This is a genomic window from Bacteroides mediterraneensis, assembly GCF_025993685.1.
Taxonomy (GTDB): Bacteria; Bacteroidota; Bacteroidia; order Bacteroidales; family Bacteroidaceae; genus Phocaeicola; species Phocaeicola mediterraneensis_A.
This window is the reverse complement of the sequence record NZ_DAJPEN010000001.1, coordinates 3738015-3753870: the sequence shown is the minus strand read 5'-3', so window position 1 is coordinate 3753870 and position 15856 is coordinate 3738015. Positions and strand designations below refer to the sequence as shown.

Annotated in this window: 14 protein-coding genes; 8 read left to right on the top strand and 6 right to left on the bottom strand. The window is 46.5% G+C overall.

Features of this window, described 5'->3' with window-relative positions; translation table 11 throughout:
- Positions 1 to 36: 36 nt before the first annotated feature.
- The gene (gene pdxB / locus OIM59_RS16100) at positions 37 to 1047 is read right to left on the bottom strand and encodes a 4-phosphoerythronate dehydrogenase PdxB (protein ID WP_303897688.1); all 1011 of its coding nucleotides are present in this window, start codon (positions 1045 to 1047) and stop codon (positions 37 to 39) included.
- 129 nt (positions 1048 to 1176) lie between these two features.
- Between pdxB and glf the strand changes: the two genes are divergently transcribed.
- The 4 genes from glf to OIM59_RS16080 are packed head-to-tail and all read left to right on the top strand — an operon-like array spanning position 1177 to position 4678.
- The gene (gene glf, locus OIM59_RS16095; RefSeq protein WP_299172914.1) at positions 1177 to 2292 is read left to right on the top strand and encodes a UDP-galactopyranose mutase; all 1116 of its coding nucleotides are present in this window, start codon (positions 1177 to 1179) and stop codon (positions 2290 to 2292) included.
- A 3-nt stretch (positions 2293 to 2295) separates the two neighbouring features.
- Positions 2296 to 3012: a glycosyltransferase gene (locus OIM59_RS16090; protein WP_299172912.1), complete on the top strand. Its 717-nt coding sequence runs from the start codon at positions 2296 to 2298 to the stop codon at positions 3010 to 3012.
- Positions 3013 to 3026: 14 nt separating this feature from the next.
- On the top strand, positions 3027 to 3767 hold the full coding sequence (locus OIM59_RS16085; protein WP_299172909.1) for a lipopolysaccharide kinase InaA family protein: 741 nt from the start codon (positions 3027 to 3029) through the stop codon (positions 3765 to 3767).
- Between the two features lie 14 nt (positions 3768 to 3781).
- Positions 3782 to 4678 (top strand): glycosyltransferase family 2 protein, encoded by an 897-nt coding sequence (locus OIM59_RS16080; protein WP_299172907.1) that lies wholly within the window; start codon positions 3782 to 3784, stop codon positions 4676 to 4678.
- Positions 4679 to 4746: 68 nt separating this feature from the next.
- Here the strand turns inward: OIM59_RS16080 and OIM59_RS16075 are convergent, their stop codons facing one another.
- The gene (locus OIM59_RS16075) at positions 4747 to 6588 is read right to left on the bottom strand and encodes an ABC transporter ATP-binding protein (RefSeq protein ID WP_148328207.1); all 1842 of its coding nucleotides are present in this window, start codon (positions 6586 to 6588) and stop codon (positions 4747 to 4749) included.
- Between the two features lie 140 nt (positions 6589 to 6728).
- Here OIM59_RS16075 and OIM59_RS16070 point away from each other — a divergent pair, with 140 nt between their 5' ends.
- The gene (locus OIM59_RS16070; protein ID WP_299172903.1) at positions 6729 to 7640 is read left to right on the top strand and encodes a lysophospholipid acyltransferase family protein; all 912 of its coding nucleotides are present in this window, start codon (positions 6729 to 6731) and stop codon (positions 7638 to 7640) included.
- A gap of 3 nt (positions 7641 to 7643) precedes the next feature.
- Positions 7644 to 8549, top strand: coding sequence for a glycosyltransferase family 2 protein (locus tag OIM59_RS16065; protein ID WP_303897684.1), 906 nt, complete (start codon positions 7644 to 7646; stop codon positions 8547 to 8549).
- A gap of 2 nt (positions 8550 to 8551) precedes the next feature.
- Here the strand turns inward: OIM59_RS16065 and OIM59_RS16060 are convergent, their stop codons facing one another.
- Genes OIM59_RS16060 through OIM59_RS16050 form a run of 3 tightly spaced genes read right to left on the bottom strand, consistent with a single transcriptional unit; the run spans position 8552 to position 11250 of the window.
- Entirely contained in the window at positions 8552 to 9520 is a 969-nt protein-coding gene (locus OIM59_RS16060) for a capsular polysaccharide synthesis protein (protein ID WP_303897682.1), read from the bottom strand.
- 4 nt (positions 9521 to 9524) lie between these two features.
- Positions 9525 to 10310, bottom strand: coding sequence for a DUF5672 family protein (locus OIM59_RS16055; RefSeq protein WP_299172897.1), 786 nt, complete (start codon positions 10308 to 10310; stop codon positions 9525 to 9527).
- Between the two features lie 13 nt (positions 10311 to 10323).
- Positions 10324 to 11250 (bottom strand): glycosyltransferase family 8 protein, encoded by a 927-nt coding sequence (locus OIM59_RS16050; protein ID WP_299172895.1) that lies wholly within the window; start codon positions 11248 to 11250, stop codon positions 10324 to 10326.
- A gap of 108 nt (positions 11251 to 11358) precedes the next feature.
- On the opposite strand from OIM59_RS16050, the gene OIM59_RS16045 reads away from it, so the two are divergent.
- On the top strand, positions 11359 to 12369 hold the full coding sequence (locus OIM59_RS16045) for a glycosyl transferase family 90 (protein ID WP_303897680.1): 1011 nt from the start codon (positions 11359 to 11361) through the stop codon (positions 12367 to 12369).
- Between the two features lie 31 nt (positions 12370 to 12400).
- Here OIM59_RS16045 and OIM59_RS16040 read toward each other — a convergent pair whose 3' ends face one another.
- Positions 12401 to 13759 (bottom strand): metallophosphoesterase family protein, encoded by a 1359-nt coding sequence (locus OIM59_RS16040; protein WP_303897678.1) that lies wholly within the window; start codon positions 13757 to 13759, stop codon positions 12401 to 12403.
- Between the two features lie 109 nt (positions 13760 to 13868).
- Between OIM59_RS16040 and OIM59_RS16035 the strand changes: the two genes are divergently transcribed.
- Positions 13869 to 15836 carry an LTA synthase family protein gene (locus tag OIM59_RS16035; protein ID WP_299173098.1) on the top strand — a complete coding sequence of 656 codons (1968 nt, stop codon included), beginning with the start codon at positions 13869 to 13871 and terminating at the stop codon, positions 15834 to 15836.
- The last annotated feature ends 20 nt before the right edge of the window (positions 15837 to 15856 follow it).

The window sequence follows — 15856 nt, the reverse complement described above, 5'->3', positions numbered from 1 at the left end:
ATACATTCTGTGCACGAAAACATGCATTTAAGTGCCTTATTCCCTTCGTAAAGGATAGTCTCCACGAAGCTGTTCGAACTGTTCCGGATGAGCCCGCAAATGCTCACAGTCGGTGTGCGGATTGTATTGATGGAGAAGCTGGAATTCCTCTTCTCCGGAAGGGCCGGGGTGGGGAATTTCCGGCAACGCGAGGTGGAAATTTACCGGCTTGTGGAAAAAACGGCAGAAAGCTTCCAGCACCATCCGCGTGGCATTGGCTTTTCCGTCGGCGGAATAACCGGCAATGTGGGGGGTACCGATAAAAACCTTGTCGAGTAGCTCCCGGCTGATGTGTGGTTCGTTCTCCCATACGTCGATTACGGCCCCTGCCACAGCGCCCGTGTCCAGGGCGTCCAGCAGGGCTTCTGTTTCTACCACTTCCCCACGGGAGGTATTGAGGAGATAAGGTTTTTTCCGTAACTTCCGGAGGAAACCACGGTCGGCCAGGTGGAAGGTCCGGTATTTCCCCTCCCGAATCAATGGGGTGTGGAAGGTCAGGACGTCGCATTGTCCGGCCAGAGTGTCTAGTGAGGTGAAGCCTAGTTCGCCTTTATCCGCTCGTGGGGGGTCGTTCAGAAGCACCTTCATGCCAATGCGTTCCGCCATCCGTCGGATGCGTTCGCCCACATGTCCCACACCGACAATGCCCAGACAGGCTCCCTTGAGTTGGAGCCCTTTTTCCTGTTGCAGCAACAGCAGGGCGGCATGTACATATTGCTCCACGGCTCCGGCATTGCATCCGGGACAGTTGCTCCACGTGATGCCGGCTTCCTGACAGTATTTTGTATCAATGTGGTCGAAGCCGATGGTGGCTGTTCCGATAAATCGTATTTTGCTACCTTCCAGCAGCTGGCGGTTGCAGCATGTGCGGGTGCGGATGAGCAAGGCATCTGCTTCTTTCACCACTTCCGGAGTAAAGTCTTTTCCGGGAAGATAAATGACTTCGTCTGCCAGTGGCTCGATGAGCCCTTTTATATAAGGTATCTTATTGTCTACGATTACTTTCATTCTTGTGTTGGTTTTGTAGGGTTACAAATGTATATACTTTTGATGAAATGGAATACTAAATTGGGGACAATGCAGTGTAAATCTTATTTTATTCCTATCTTTGCCCAATAGGATCAATAAACTACGGTTATGACGAAACAGTATGATTACCTGATTGTAGGGGCCGGTTTGTTCGGTGCCGTCTTCGCTTATGAAGCGAAAAAGAGAGGAAAGCGTTGTTTGGTGCTGGATAAGCGGACCCATCGTGGGGGAAATATTTATTGCGAAGATGTGGAAAGCATCCATGTGCATAAATATGGAGCCCATATTTTTCATACGGACAAAAAGGAAATCTGGGATTACGTCAATCAATTTGTAGAATTTAACCGCTTTACGAATTCTCCATTGGCTTATTTCAAGGGAAAATTGTACAACCTTCCGTTCAATATGAATACTTTCTATCAGTTATGGAATGTACGGACTCCTTTGGAAGCCAAGGCAAAGATAGAAGCACAACGAAAAATTTACAGTCACCTTTCAGAGCCGGCCAATTTAGAGGAGCAGGCACTGAAATTGTGTGGCGAAGATATTTATCATATCCTGATCAAAGGCTATACGGAAAAGCAATGGGGGCGTTCGGCTACAGAACTTCCGGCTTTTATCATCAAGCGTATTCCTTTTCGGTTTACCTTCGACAATAATTATTTTAATGATGCCTATCAGGGTATTCCCAAAGGAGGATATAATGCGCTGATTGATGCATTGCTGGAAGGTATTGAAGTTCGTCTGGGAGTAGATTATCTGAAAGAACGTTCTTACTGGGAGGGTATTGCAGATAAAGTGTTATTCACAGGATGTATTGATGAATTCTTTGACTATCAGTGTGGCTGTCTGGAATATAGAAGTCTTCGGTTTGAGCAAAAGCTGTTGGACATGGAAGACTTTCAGGGCAATGCGGTAGTGAACTATACCGAACGGGAAGTGCCTTATACCAGAATCATTGAGCATAAGCATTTTGAGTTTGGACACCAGCCTGTGACGGTGATTACCTACGAATATCCAGATAACTTTGAGTTGGGAAAAGAGCCTTATTATCCGGTAAATGATGTACGGAATACCGGTCTTTTCAAGCGTTATCAAGAATTGGCCCAAAGCCGGAAGAATATTTTGTTTGGCGGAAGACTGGGACAATATACGTATGCCGATATGGATGATACAGTGGAAGCGGCATTGAATTTAATAAGACAAGAATTTGTAAATCAATAAGTGATGGAAAGTCTGCATATTATTACTCCTGTCAAGGATTCCATTGAATTTACGTTGGAAACGATAAAAGCCATCTTGGATTCTGAAATAAAGGTACCTTATACCTATACTGTGTATAATGATTTCAGTACCCCAGAAAACACGAAGATACTGGAAGAGAATGCGAAGCAGCTGGGCTTCCGCCTGGTGAATCTGTCGGATTTGACAGACCATCCTTCCCCCAATTACTTGCTGGTATTGCAGATGGCGCAAAAGGAGGCCATTGAAGCAAAGGCCGGACTGTTGATTGTGGAGTCGGATGTAGTGGTGAAGAAGAACACCTTGCAGGGCTTGTTCGACGGGGCTGTGGCACGTCCGGACTGTGCCATTGCAGCTGCTGTCACTACTGACGAGGCAGGTGTCATCAATTATCCTTATCTGCATGCCAAAGGAAATGAGAACAAGATTTATGCTGAAAAGAAGCATTGCAGTTTCTGTTGCTCCTTGCTGACATTGAACTTTTTGCGGAAGTTCGACTTCCATCAGCTGGATGCCTCGAAGAATTGGTACGATGTGACCATTTCTCACGAAGCCTTGAAAAAAGGTTTTCAGAATTATTTGTTTACGGTATTGCCGGTATGGCATCGTCCGCACGGAAGCCGGCCATGGAAACAGTTGAAATACAAGAACCCCTTGAAATACTATTGGTTGAAGTTTACGAAAGGGTTGGATAAGATTTAGTTAAATGTGCATTTATGAGTTTCATTAATCATCAGACCTTGGTTCTTAGCCCCGAATGCGAGTCTTTCAGATCGTTCATGCTTTCTATACCGGAACGTTTTGAGAAAGGCGAGGGAACTGTCATACATAAAGGACGGAATGAATTGCGGAAAATGGCTTATGACGGTAAGGAACTTGTGGTGAAATCTTTTCGTACTCCCAATATTATCAACCGTTGGGTGTATGGGGTGTTTCGTCCTTCAAAAGCCAAACGTTCTTTTGTGCATGCGAAGATGCTGCTGGACATTGGAGTCGGCACTCCTCGTCCGGTGGGATATCTGAATATCCGGAAAGGATTACAGTTCGACCGCAGTTATTATGTGACTTTTGCTTCCGACTGTCCCTATACGTATGAAGAACTGTTTAAACGCAAGTTTCCATACGAAGACGAGGTACTTGCTGCGGTGGGACACGTTACAGCCCGGTTACATAATCATGGCTATGCTCACAAAGATTATGGACGGGGCAATATTCTGTTTGGGCAGACACCGGAAGGGATAAAGATTGAGATTGTCGATTTGAACCGCATGGATATCGGTCCGCTGGATATGAAGGCAGGTTGCAAGAACCTGGAGCGGCTGCCGGCTACTCCTCACATGCACAGGGTATTGGCCGAGGCGTACGCCAAAGACCGGGGCTTTGATCCGGAGGCATGTTATAAACTGATGGTGGCCTACCGGAGTACCCAACCGGGAAAGATTGACGGACTTTACTAAAGAACGACGGAGATATGAAAATAGTAGCTGTAGTGGTGACTTACAACCGGAGGGAGCTGTTGAAGCGCAACATCCACTGTCTGCGTGCGAATGCTCCCGTATCTTCCATTGTGGTAGTGAACAATGGAAGTACGGACGGCACTGCCGAGTGGCTGGATGCCCAGCAGGACCTTACCGTGATTCATCAGGAGAATGTGGGTGGGTCCGGCGGATTCCATCGGGGGATTGAGTATGCTTATCAGGCGGGTGCGGAATGGATATGGTGTATGGACGATGATGTCTTTCCACGGGCCGATTGTATGGAGCACCTTTTACCTTATATGACAGAACCGCATGTGGGTATCCTGGCTCCTCGCCGGATGATGGAGGGACAGATTTTTACCAATGATTTTCAGCGGGTAAACCTGACAAATCCGTTTGCCTCCATGTATCAGCAGAAATTGAAGAAACAGGTGGTCAATGCACCGGTGGAGATTTGTGGAACTGCCTTCGAAGGATTGTGTATCCGGCGCGAGGCGGTAGAAAAGATTGGGCTGCCCAACAAAGAGCTGTTTATTTTCTGTGATGATACGGATTATTGCCTGCGGACGGTATTGGCCGGATTCCGTATTCTGTATATCCCTTCTGCCTTGATGGATAAGGAAAAGTTCTTTTCCAATGACAATTGGGAGGAACGGAGTAAGAAGAAGAAATGGAAGCGTTTCTATCAGGTGCGCAACTCGACCTATTTGAATCATCATTACGGACGTAACTGGGGAGTGAGATACCTGCGGGGATTTAATGGGATGCTGGGCTATTGGCTGGTGGCTTTGTTGACTTGTCCGTTTAAGGATGTCTATAGCCTGAAAGATGTCGGTAAATTCTGGAAGGCCTATTGTGACGGTATTCACGAGAAACTCGGGAAATATTGATTCTGTCAGATTGAAAAAATACACCCGGCTGGGAGGGAACTTATCACTTCTTCCAGCCGGGTGACTTTTTATAGGGCCTGCATATCGTTCAATCGCTTGTAGTATCCGTTTTGCGCCAACAATTCCTCGTGTTTTCCGCTTTCCACAATTTTACCTTCGTAGAGCACGTAAATCTGGTTGGCGTTCTTGATGGTCGACAGGCGGTGGGCGATGGCAATGGTGGTTCGGGTCTTCATCAGCCGTTCCAGCGCCTCCTGTACCAGCCGTTCGCTTTCGGTGTCGAGGGCGGAAGTCGCTTCATCCAATATCAAGATGGCCGGGTTTTTCAGAATGGCCCGTGCGATGGAGATACGCTGGCGTTGTCCTCCGGAAAGGCGGCATCCCCGGTCACCGATGTTGGTGTCGTACCCGTGTTCCGATTCCATGATGAAGTCGTGGGCATTGGCAATCTTGGCCGCTTCTATCACCTGTTCCTTGGTCGCATTGTCCACTCCAAACGTGATGTTGTTATAGAAACTGTCGTTAAACAGAATGGCTTCCTGGTTCACATAGCCGATGAGTGAACGGAGGTCGCTGATGGATACGTCCTTGATATTGACTCCGTCAATCAGAATCTCTCCTCCTTGCACATCGTGGAAACGGGGAAGCAGGTCTACCAGCGTGGATTTCCCGGAACCGCTTTGTCCTACCAGAGCAATGGTTTCTCCTTTCTGAATACGAAGGTTGATGTCGTTCAGCACCTGGGTCTGTCCATTGTAGCTGAAAGAAATATGATTGAACTGGATATCCTGGTTCAAGGAAGACAGATGCTGCGGGTTCTTTTTCTCCACGATATTGTTGGGCGCCTTCAGAATCTTGTCTACACGTTCCATGGAAGCCAGTCCACGCGGAATCATGTAGCTGGCCTTGGAGAAATCTTTCAGCGGATTGATGATGCTGTAAAGAATCACCATATAATAAATGAAGGTTGAGGCATCGATGGAAGAGTTGTTGCCCAAAATCAGGGAACCTCCAAACCATAATACAAATACGATGAGTACCGTACCGAGGAATTCGCTCATCGGATGCGCCAATGCCTGACGGATAGATACCCGGCTGGTGGCATCCCGGTATTCGTTGCTGCATTTGTTGAAGCGGTTAATCATCTTTTCTTCGGCAGTGAAAGCCTTGATTACCCGCAATCCTCCCAGTGTCTCTTCCAACTGTGACATCGTTTCTCCCCATTTTTCCTGCGCGTCGAGGGACTGTCTTTTCAGTTTACGCCCGATTTTTCCCATCAGCCATCCCATGGTAGGCAAGACGAGGATGGTAAATAAGGTCAGCTGCCAGCTGATAATCATCAAGGTGGTGAAATAGGAAATAATCAAAATAGGATTTTTCAGCAGCATATCCAGTGAACTGGTGATGGAGTTCTCGATTTCTGCCACATCCCCGCTCATTCGGGCGATGATATCCCCTTTTCTCTCTTCCGAGAAGAAACCTAAAGGAAGGTAGGTCACCTTGGTATAGACCATCGTGCGTATGTCGCGTACGATACCGGTACGCAGGGGTACCATGACCGCTGTCGACCCGAAATAACAAGCCGTTTTCAGGAACGTCATACCGGCCAGAAACAGCCCGAGGAACAGCAGGGTGGTAGAGGGACCGAAGGAATCAATCAGCTGATTGACATAATAGTAGAAGTTATTGATTGCCGTCTCTTTCAGCGAGTCCACCGTCCATTCCCAGTCCATGTATTGATACACCTTTTCTTGTGCATCTGTTTTGAACAGGATGTTCAGGATGGGAATCAGGAGTGAAAAAGAAAATACATTGAAGATGGCTGATAGTATATTCAGAAGAACGGCCCAGCAGACATATTTTTTATAGGGCGATACGAATCGCCGCATGAGTTGGAAGAATTCTTTCATAAAATGTAACTACTTGTATTTTGCAAAGATAGTGCAAAATACCATAGGTACGCCATCCTTTCTGTAAAAATTGAAGTTCCCGTAGGGAGAGGATGGTAGATTTTTTGTAGCTTTGCCCTGAATTATAATTCAATGTCCTGATGAAGTTTGTATACCGCATATTATTTTTCTTCCTGTATCTGTTGTCCCTACTTCCGTTGAGGCTGCTTTATTTCATTTCCGACTTGCTGTTTTTCCCCCTATTTCATTGGATTAAATATCGTCGGAAGGTGGTTCAGCGGCAGTTGGAAGAATGTTTCCCGGAGAAAAGCCAGAAAGAAAGAGAGAATATTGAACGTGGGTTCTATCATTTCTTCTGTGATTACCTGATGGAAGTGATTAAGCTGTTTTCCATTTCAAAACGAGAGATGAGGCGCCGGATGGTGTTTACGAATTTGGATGAAGTTCGTGCCGATTTGGAAAAGGAGAATAAAAAATTCTGCTTTTTGTATTTAGGACATTATTGCAATTGGGAATACATTGCTTCGTTGAGCGGTTGGATTCCGGATATGCATGGAGGTCAGATTTATCACCGCATTTATAATCAGGCCTTTGATGAACTTTTTCTACGTTTGCGAGGAAAGTTTGGTGGAGAATCGATCTTGATGAAAGATACCCTGCGCCGTATCCTGACTTTACGAGGGCAGGAAAAGAAGGTGATGATTGGCTTTATCTCCGACCAGCTTCCAAAATGGGAAAACATGAACCATTGGACTACCTTCCTGAATCATGAGACTTCTTTCTTTATCGGGGCAGAGCGTATTGCCAAACAAGTAGATGCGGCCTTATATTATGTGGATGTGAAGCGCGTGAGAAGAGGATATTATCAGGCTACTTTCCGTTTGATGACGCTTCATCCGAAAGAATATCCGGATTATTCCTTGACAGACCAGTATGCGCGTCTGCTGGAAGAGACGATTCGCCAGGCACCAGAGTATTGGTTGTGGACACACAAGCGATGGAAACGGACGAAAGAAGAATGGTTAAAGTGGAAACAAGAAAATAATAAATGATATATGGTCATAAATTGCGTGGTTGTTACTTATAATCGGTTGGCTTTGCTTAAAGAATGTCTGGCCGCTTTAAAGAATCAGACTTATTCATTAAACAAGGTTATCGTTGTGGATAATTGTTCTACAGACGGAACCCCTGAGTTTTTGCAGGAATTAAAGCATGATCCGCTCTATTTCGTGATTCGTACAAATGAAAATGTGGGTGGAGCAGGAGGCTTTGCTTTGGGAATGAAGGCTGCAGTACAGGAAGGGTGTGATTATGTGTGGTTGATGGATGACGATACCATACCTGCTTCCGATGCCTTGGAAGCTTTGGTACAGACTCTACAGGTGGATGAAAACGTAGGTTTCGTGTGTAGTCGGGTCAATTGGACAGACGGTACTCCTCATGTGATGAATAAGGCAGGCCTTCTGTACGACAATCATGAACCGATAAAAGTAGAGGTGGGTGGACAGACTGCGTTAAGATGTGATTTATGTTCTTTTGTTTCTGTGCTGGTTAGTACGGCTGCCATAAGGAAGCTAGGTTTGCCTATTAAAGAGTTCTTTATTTGGTGCGATGATATAGAATATACGTTACGAATCTCAAAAGCTGGGTATAGCTGTTTTTATGTGGAGAAGAGCATTGTTTGCCATAAGACTGCTTCAAATTATTCTCCTTCCATTGATAAGGCACCTGTCAGTATGGCTTGGAGATTTTATTATCAAGCGCGTAACCGGTGTTACATGAAGCACCGCGAAATGAAGTGCAAGTTGTTTTTCTATATTTCTGTCTGGAATATGTATCGCATATACAAACATCGGATAGGAAAGAGAAATGATGGGCATAAGGATGAGTTCGTGAAGGCTGTCAAGAAAGGGTGTAAAGATGGGCTGACGTTTTTCCCGGAAATAGAGTTTGTGGAATAAAGTCAAAGTCTTGCTTTCTTACAGAGATGTCCGTAGAAGGTTTCTTTTCCTTCTGACGTCTGTTCCGCGAATTGCTGTTTATAGTTTAACTTATGAAAGGTCATTTCTGTAGTTAAAGTATGGAATACGGATTCCGAGAAAGGTTGGTTCAATAACTGTTCTAGTCTGTTTATTTGTGAGTTTGTGTCAGGCAAGTGGTCTATGGCGTATGAAACGCTGGGTAATGTTTCATAAGCAAGGGCGATAATGTAATCAATCAAGAAATAATTCAACAGATAGTCCTCTTGCTCCCAGTATGCGAACAGAAAATCTCTGGCGAAGCTGAAAAGAGGGCCATTGGCGGCTCCCCCGATGAGAAAACCTGTCCAGCGGGCCTGTGACACATTGGCCGTAGGAGTGATACGTGGGGCCACGGTAAACAAAGGGGTATGAAAGATATCCTCTTGGATGGGCTGGCTGACGTAGACCGTGGCATCTATCCATAATCCTCCATATTGTGCCAGTAAGGCCATGCGAAGGATGTCTGATAAATGTGTGAGTGTGATTCTGCCTTTTTGAACTTTCTCTTCAATAAAATCAGGCAGTTGTAGGTATTGTCCGATTGAGTCTTTGGTGATAAGATGTATGGGATGCGAGGTATGCTTCCGGAGCGACTGGTAACATATTTGCACGATTTCGGGCATAGAAGATTCTCCTTGCCACCAGCAGACCCATACTGGCGCGTTTTCTGGCAATATGCCTTCTTGGGTGGTTCGGCTTTTATATTGAGAGAGCAGGTTGCCATATTTGCCGCGAAGGGTTTCCATGATTACTTCATTCTTATGAAGGTGCCTTTTCAGGGCTGTTTTTGAATTCCCACAATGAGGCCGAATCGCGATATCATAGACCTTCGTGAATCCTGCTACTTTCCAGGCGCTTACAATCTCATTACTCCGTTTTTTTATTTTCCGGATAAGTTTAGGCTCTTTCATTGTGTTATGCTTTTATACATGGAATGAACGCTTCCCAGAATTTCATGCGGCTTTTGTGCATGAAGCCATGGCATCCCATCGGCAGTTGTTGATGGTTCAGCTGGTAGCACACTCTGGGTTTTAAGTCGAAGGCGAATTGCAGGGCAGTCTCTACGCTCGGATACCGGAAATCGGTCGGAACCAAGGCCCAGAAGATATCTTCGTTGTGCATGGAGTCGGCCTGGCTGTTGAAGTATTGTATCTCTTTGGCATATTGTCGGCAGGCTTTGCGGAAGGCAGACACCTTCCGGAGACACAGTCCTCCGTTGCCGATTTTGTCATACATTTGCAGGCGGGAAATCTTGTTCGGCGAAGTACACAGCCATTTCTTCAGCTGGATGAACTGTTTCATCGGGAAATGTTTGTATCGGGGGCGTGTAGGCCACGGAGCCGCTATCAGGTCGTAGTCTGCCTGGCACCACTGCTGCAGCTGGTCACTGAAAATCCACGCATCGGTATGGCAGATCAAGATATAGTCTGTATCGTCAAACAGCTGGTAGAAAGCTTCCGACATCATCATCTCGTTGTAGCCGGCGATACCTCTTTTCGTACCCAGCCAGTCGGTCGATACCCGGACAGTTTCGGCTTGGGGATACGTTTGCGTATAATGTGCGATATTCAATCCCTCGGGAGCAAGAAACACAATCGGGTAGGCCGCCAGTTTTTCCATATTGTTGGCCAGTGCGGCATTTTCCCAGCTGTTCAGAGTTTCTTTATAGAAAGGTATGATGATTTTTACCAGTTGTTTCATAGGGGCTGTTTTATCAGAGGACATTTAATTGGATGTATTTGGGTTTGCGCAATCCTATATAGAAAGGCAGCAGCCGGAAGAAGCGTTTCAACCGGTTGACCGGATTGTGCAACACCCGTTGTCCTTTCCAGGGCGTCAGGTCAAGGTATTTGAAGTAAACCTCTCTGAGAGGATGCTGACTGTCATATTCCCATGGCTTCCGGTTGGTGTAATGCAGAATGACGGGATGCTTCAATACATCCGCAAATTTCTTTCGCCAGGCTTCATCCATTTGTTTGGGACGGCGATAAAACGCGTCCTGCACATTCCATTTCAAGTCTACCAATATTTTGTTTTTGTGCAGGATGCTGTTCAATAAGTCCTGGTCGTTGAATAAGATACGTTCCGGATATTTATGGAAGTAGTCTACACAGGCATGCGCCACATCATTTTTGCGCCAATAATCCAGGTTGATTAAAAGTACTCCCGCATTGAAATAAGAATCTTCCATAGGATATTTCAGAATCTCATAGCGTGCCGCCTCATCGCAACCCATATCGGCTACGGCCGCCACTCCTGTTTCATCGCTCAGTGGCGTATTCCAGTATTCAGAAATGTCTCCCACGATGACGATGTCGCAATCCAGATAGAGCAGACGGTCGATATCAGCAGGAAGCAGTTCGGAAAGAATGCAGCGATAATAAGTAGCCATGGAAATGCGTTTGCTGAACTTGCGGATGGTGAACCCTTCCAGCAGCTTGATGTCTGGTTCGTAGAAGCAAACCCGGTTCCCGTAGGGAGCAGCCAAGTCAATCAGTGTTTTTTTCTCTGCATCCGACAAGTCACGGGCAATGATATGAGCTGTGATGGGCTCTTTCCGGTTGTTTTCAAATAGTGAAACCAAGGTTACCGCACAGTGGCGTACGTAATTGCTGTCTATGTTGCAAGCGATGTGTATCATGCTTTATGAAGGGGTTTTGCATTCATTTTTGCAAAGATATAAGATATTCACATAAAAGCACTATCTTTGTCTGGAAACATTTATTCATCCAGATAACAACCTACGATTATGTCTGACAACATCCTGTATAAACTGCACAGCGGAAAACCTATTAAGTTTTTGGACTTTGTAAAGAATTTCTCCGGCTTACTGATTCCCGACGGATGGTATCGCAGCCGGCGTGAAAGCATGTTGGCCAAAGCCCGTCGGCGTCCGGACTATGCGTATATGCAGAAACGTGTGGCGTATTATATTCGTATCCAGTCGCCTTGGCATATATCAGCGGAGGATAAGCTGACCCGTGACCGTAGCTGGATTCATTACACTGGGGCCATTGGCGATTACCGGCGGAAAATGTTTCATACAGCCTATTATTTTGACCAACATGACGTGACTCGCTGGTTTCCCCGTACGCTGCGGTGGAATTTCTGTCCGGGTGATGTGTATTTCACTCCGGAAGTACCTACAGTCGTGAAAAGTCGTCTGCTGGCTGCCGATAACCAGAATTCCGTGGTGTTGAAGCTGGACAAATTGCGCCATTTCATGTTTGTGCACGATGCGAAACCATTCCGGGAGAAAAAAGACTGTGCCATTTTCCGGGGAAAGATTCGTCAGAGCCGCTTGCGGACCTGTTTCCTGGAAAAATTCTTTGGCAACCCGTTGTGCGACTGCGGAGTGGTAGGGCGGAATGAGGGCTGTCCGGAAGAGTGGATGACTCCCAAGAAAACGATACGGGAACACCTGGACTATAAGTTTATCATGGCGATTGAAGGAAACGACGTGGCCTCCAACCTGAAATGGGTGATGTCGTCAAATTCTTTGGCGGTGATGCCGCGTCCCACCTGTGAAACGTGGTTTATGGAAGGTACCCTGATTCCTGATTATCACTATGTGGAAGTGAAGGACGATTTCTCAGACTTGGAAGAAAAGCTGCACTATTACATTACCCATCCGGAAAAAGCGGAAGAGATTATCGCTCATGCCCATGAATATGTGGCGCAGTTCCGCGACAAGAAGCGGGAAGAGCTGTTGCAGGTGATGGTGATGGAGCACTACTTCAAGACAAGCGGACAGTTATAATGGTACTCAATACAAACAGAAAAAGGGAAGATTATCTTCCCTTTTTCTGTTTGTATGCATTGATTCGTTCCATATATTCCTGGTCTTTCTTATTGCCGGGAGCAGGGGTGAAGTTCAGGTTTTCCGGAATGTCTTTTCCTTCGTCCAATAGTCGGGTCTGTCCTTTGTCCTTGACAATCTTGACACAATCGTACAGGCTTCCGGTGGAGGCATCAAAAGCATTCATGGTCAAGGTATCTCCTTGCACCTGTATCTGCTGGTAGTATTTCCCGTCGATGCCGAACTTGTCGAAACCTTCTCCAAAGTAAATGCGGTAGATTTTGGGGGAACAGTGGCTGACGGTGTACAGCGGAGTCGTAGGGTTCCCTTCTTTGTCGTGGAGTGTCATTCTGCCGTAGGAGTGTTCGTGTCCTTGCAGTACCAGGTCTACCTGATGTTCCTGAATCAGGGAGTTGAATATGGATTTCTGGATGAGGTTGTTGTATTTTCCCTTGATGGAATACAGTGGATGGTGCAATACTACGATTTTCCAGCGTGCAGTACTTTTTTCCAGCTGTTCTTTCAGCCATTTCCGCTGGGTCCACAAGTAAAAGAACTCGCGGTTGCTGTCCAGACAGAACAGTTGCATGTCATTGTATTTCAGTGTGTACACCTGGTTCTCTCCCACCATGGAGTCCAGATAATAAGAGAAAATCAGTGAAAAGCGGCGTTCCAGTTTGCGAATCGGATATTTCAAATAGTCATGATTGCCGGTCACGGTCAGGATGGGGAGGCATTGGGCTATGGAATCCAGGCCACGGAAGGTTTCTCCCCAGTATGCGTCGATGGGCCGTTCGGTAAGGTCGCCTCCACATACCAGGAATTCCGTTTCCGGATGTGCCTGTAAGGCTTTCTTCAGGAAATAGTGGGTTTTCCCGTGGATGGAGTCCTGCACGTCGCCTACATAAAGAAAACTGTAACGGTCTGTATCAGACTGGTTGTGAGTCTGGAAATGATACCATGCAGAATATTTTCCGTCGCTGCACACGCGGTAACGGTAGTAGCGTGAGGGTCTCAGGGAACGCAGACGGGCCACATAATAAGCGGCTTTTCCACTGCGCGATTGGAACGTCTCTCCTTGGGCCTTGATGTAAAGGGTATCTTTTGTAAGGGTATCCGTGAGTTCTACATGAGAAGGATGGACAACGGAGTCATATTGCCAGCTGATATTGCGCGACAAAGCGTCTTTATCACCGAAAGTCAGAAGGACTCTTCCCGGTTCGCTCAACGGGCTGTAGGGAGGTTCAGGCGGATTGCCGAACCAGGCATTCCAGCGGGAGTTTACCCAGCAGGTCAAGGCGATGAGAAGGACGACCGTGATACTTAGTTTGATGACGTTTCTTTTTTTCATGTATCTAAAGATTTATATAGTGAAGTTGCAAAGATATAAATAAACTGCGATTTTTATGGGTTTGCAAAAATATAACTAACTTTACAGCCCTAAAAATTAAATGGATATGATGAACAAGAGCCTTTTTTCGAATGTGCTTTCACTGGCATGGAACTTATTGATGGTCTATGTGTGCTATTTTGTGTGCCGCCTGACTTTCTTGTTGACCAATTTCAATTTGTTTAGTGAACAGTTTGAATGGGGATACATGTGTCGCCTGTTTGGAGCCGGAGTGATTTTTGACACCACAGCCATCCTTTATATCAATGCGTTGTTTATCCTTTTGTTTCTGTTTCCTTTTCATTGGAAAGAAAGTAAAGGTTTCTATCAGGTGGTCCGGTGGGTGTTTGTCGTGGCAAATACTTTCTTCCTGATAGCCAATCTGGTGGATTGTGTGTATTTCCGTTTTTCCGGACGACGTACCACCATGTCTGTGTTCCAGGAGTTCAGCCATGAGGCCGGAGGCAATCTGACTTCCATCATTTTGAAAGAGTTCGCGGCCAACTGGTACCTGGTGTTGCTGGCAGCCGCGCTGGCTTATTTCCTGTATAAGGTGTATCGGGCGCCCCGTCCGCAGGTGTCGGGCAAGAAATGGGGGTATTATATTCTGCAGACCGTCACTTTGCTGGTGGCCATTCCGCTTGTCGTGTTTGGCATGCGTGGGGGAATGACTGCTGCCACCCGTCCCATCACCATCAGCAACGCCAATCAGTATGCCGACCGTCCGGTAGATGCGTGTCTGGTGCTGAACACGCCTTTTTCTTTGTTCCGTACTTTGGGAAAGAAGGCGTTTATTACCCCTCAGTATATGACAGATGCCGAAGCCGAGAAGGTGTACACTCCGCTGCATGTACCGGCCGATTCGGTACAGTTCCGCCCGATGAATGTAGTAGTGCTGATTGTGGAAAGTTTCAGCAAGGAGTTTGTGGGCAGCTTCAATCGAAGTTTGGACAATGGAACCTACAAAGGATATACGCCGTTTCTGGATTCCTTACTGACCAAGGGACTGACGTTTGAATATTCATATAGCAACGGACGGAAGAGTATTGACGGCATGCCGTCGGTTTTGTCTTCCATTCCGAGTTTCGTAGAGCCGTTTTTCCTGACACCGGCTTCCTTGAACGATGTGTCAAGTCTGGCGCGGGAGCTGAAGCGCAAGGGATATTATTCCGCTTTCTTCCATGGAGCGATGAACGGTTCCATGGGCTTCCAGGCATTTGCCAACTCCGTTGGTTTTGATAGTTATTGGGGAAGAACGGAATACAATGAAGACCCAGATTTCCAGGGTGACAAGGACTTTGATGGTACTTGGGCCATTTGGGACGAGGAGTTCCTGCAGTTTTATTGCAAGCGCATGAGCGGATTCAAGCAACCTTTCATCACATCGGTGTTTACGGCCACTTCGCATAATCCGTATGCGTTGCCTGAACGTTACAAGAATGTCTTTCCCAAAGGGACTCATCCGATTCATGAGTGCATTGGCTATACGGATAATGCCTTGCGGCATTTCTTTGCCACGGCATCCCGCCAGCCTTGGTTTAAGAATACGCTTTTTGTCCTGACGGCCGACCATGCCAGCATGAATGAGCATCCGGAATATGTGACCGACTTGGGAGCTTATAAAGTACCGATTTTATTTTATGCACCCGGCATGCCGGAATTGAAAGGCTGGGACAAGGAGAAAATTGTGGAGCAGATAGACATCATGCCGACGGTGTTGGGCATTCTGGGGTATGATTATCCGTATATCGGTTTCGGGCAGGATGCGCTTCATACGTCGCCGGCGGAGAAATTCGCGGTGAACTATATCAACGGAAGCGGCATCTACCAGTTCCTGAAAGGCGACTACCTGATTCAGTTCGATGGGGAGAAAGTGATTCATGCCTACCGTTTCCGTACGGATGTGCTGATGAAGGAGGATGTGAAAGACACCATGCCGCAAGATACCTTGAAGGCAATGGAAACCCAGCTGAAGTCCCTCATCCAGCAATACATGGAGCGGATGAATGGTAATAACCTGGTGTATCGGGAAAAATAAAAGAGAACAGCATATACAAG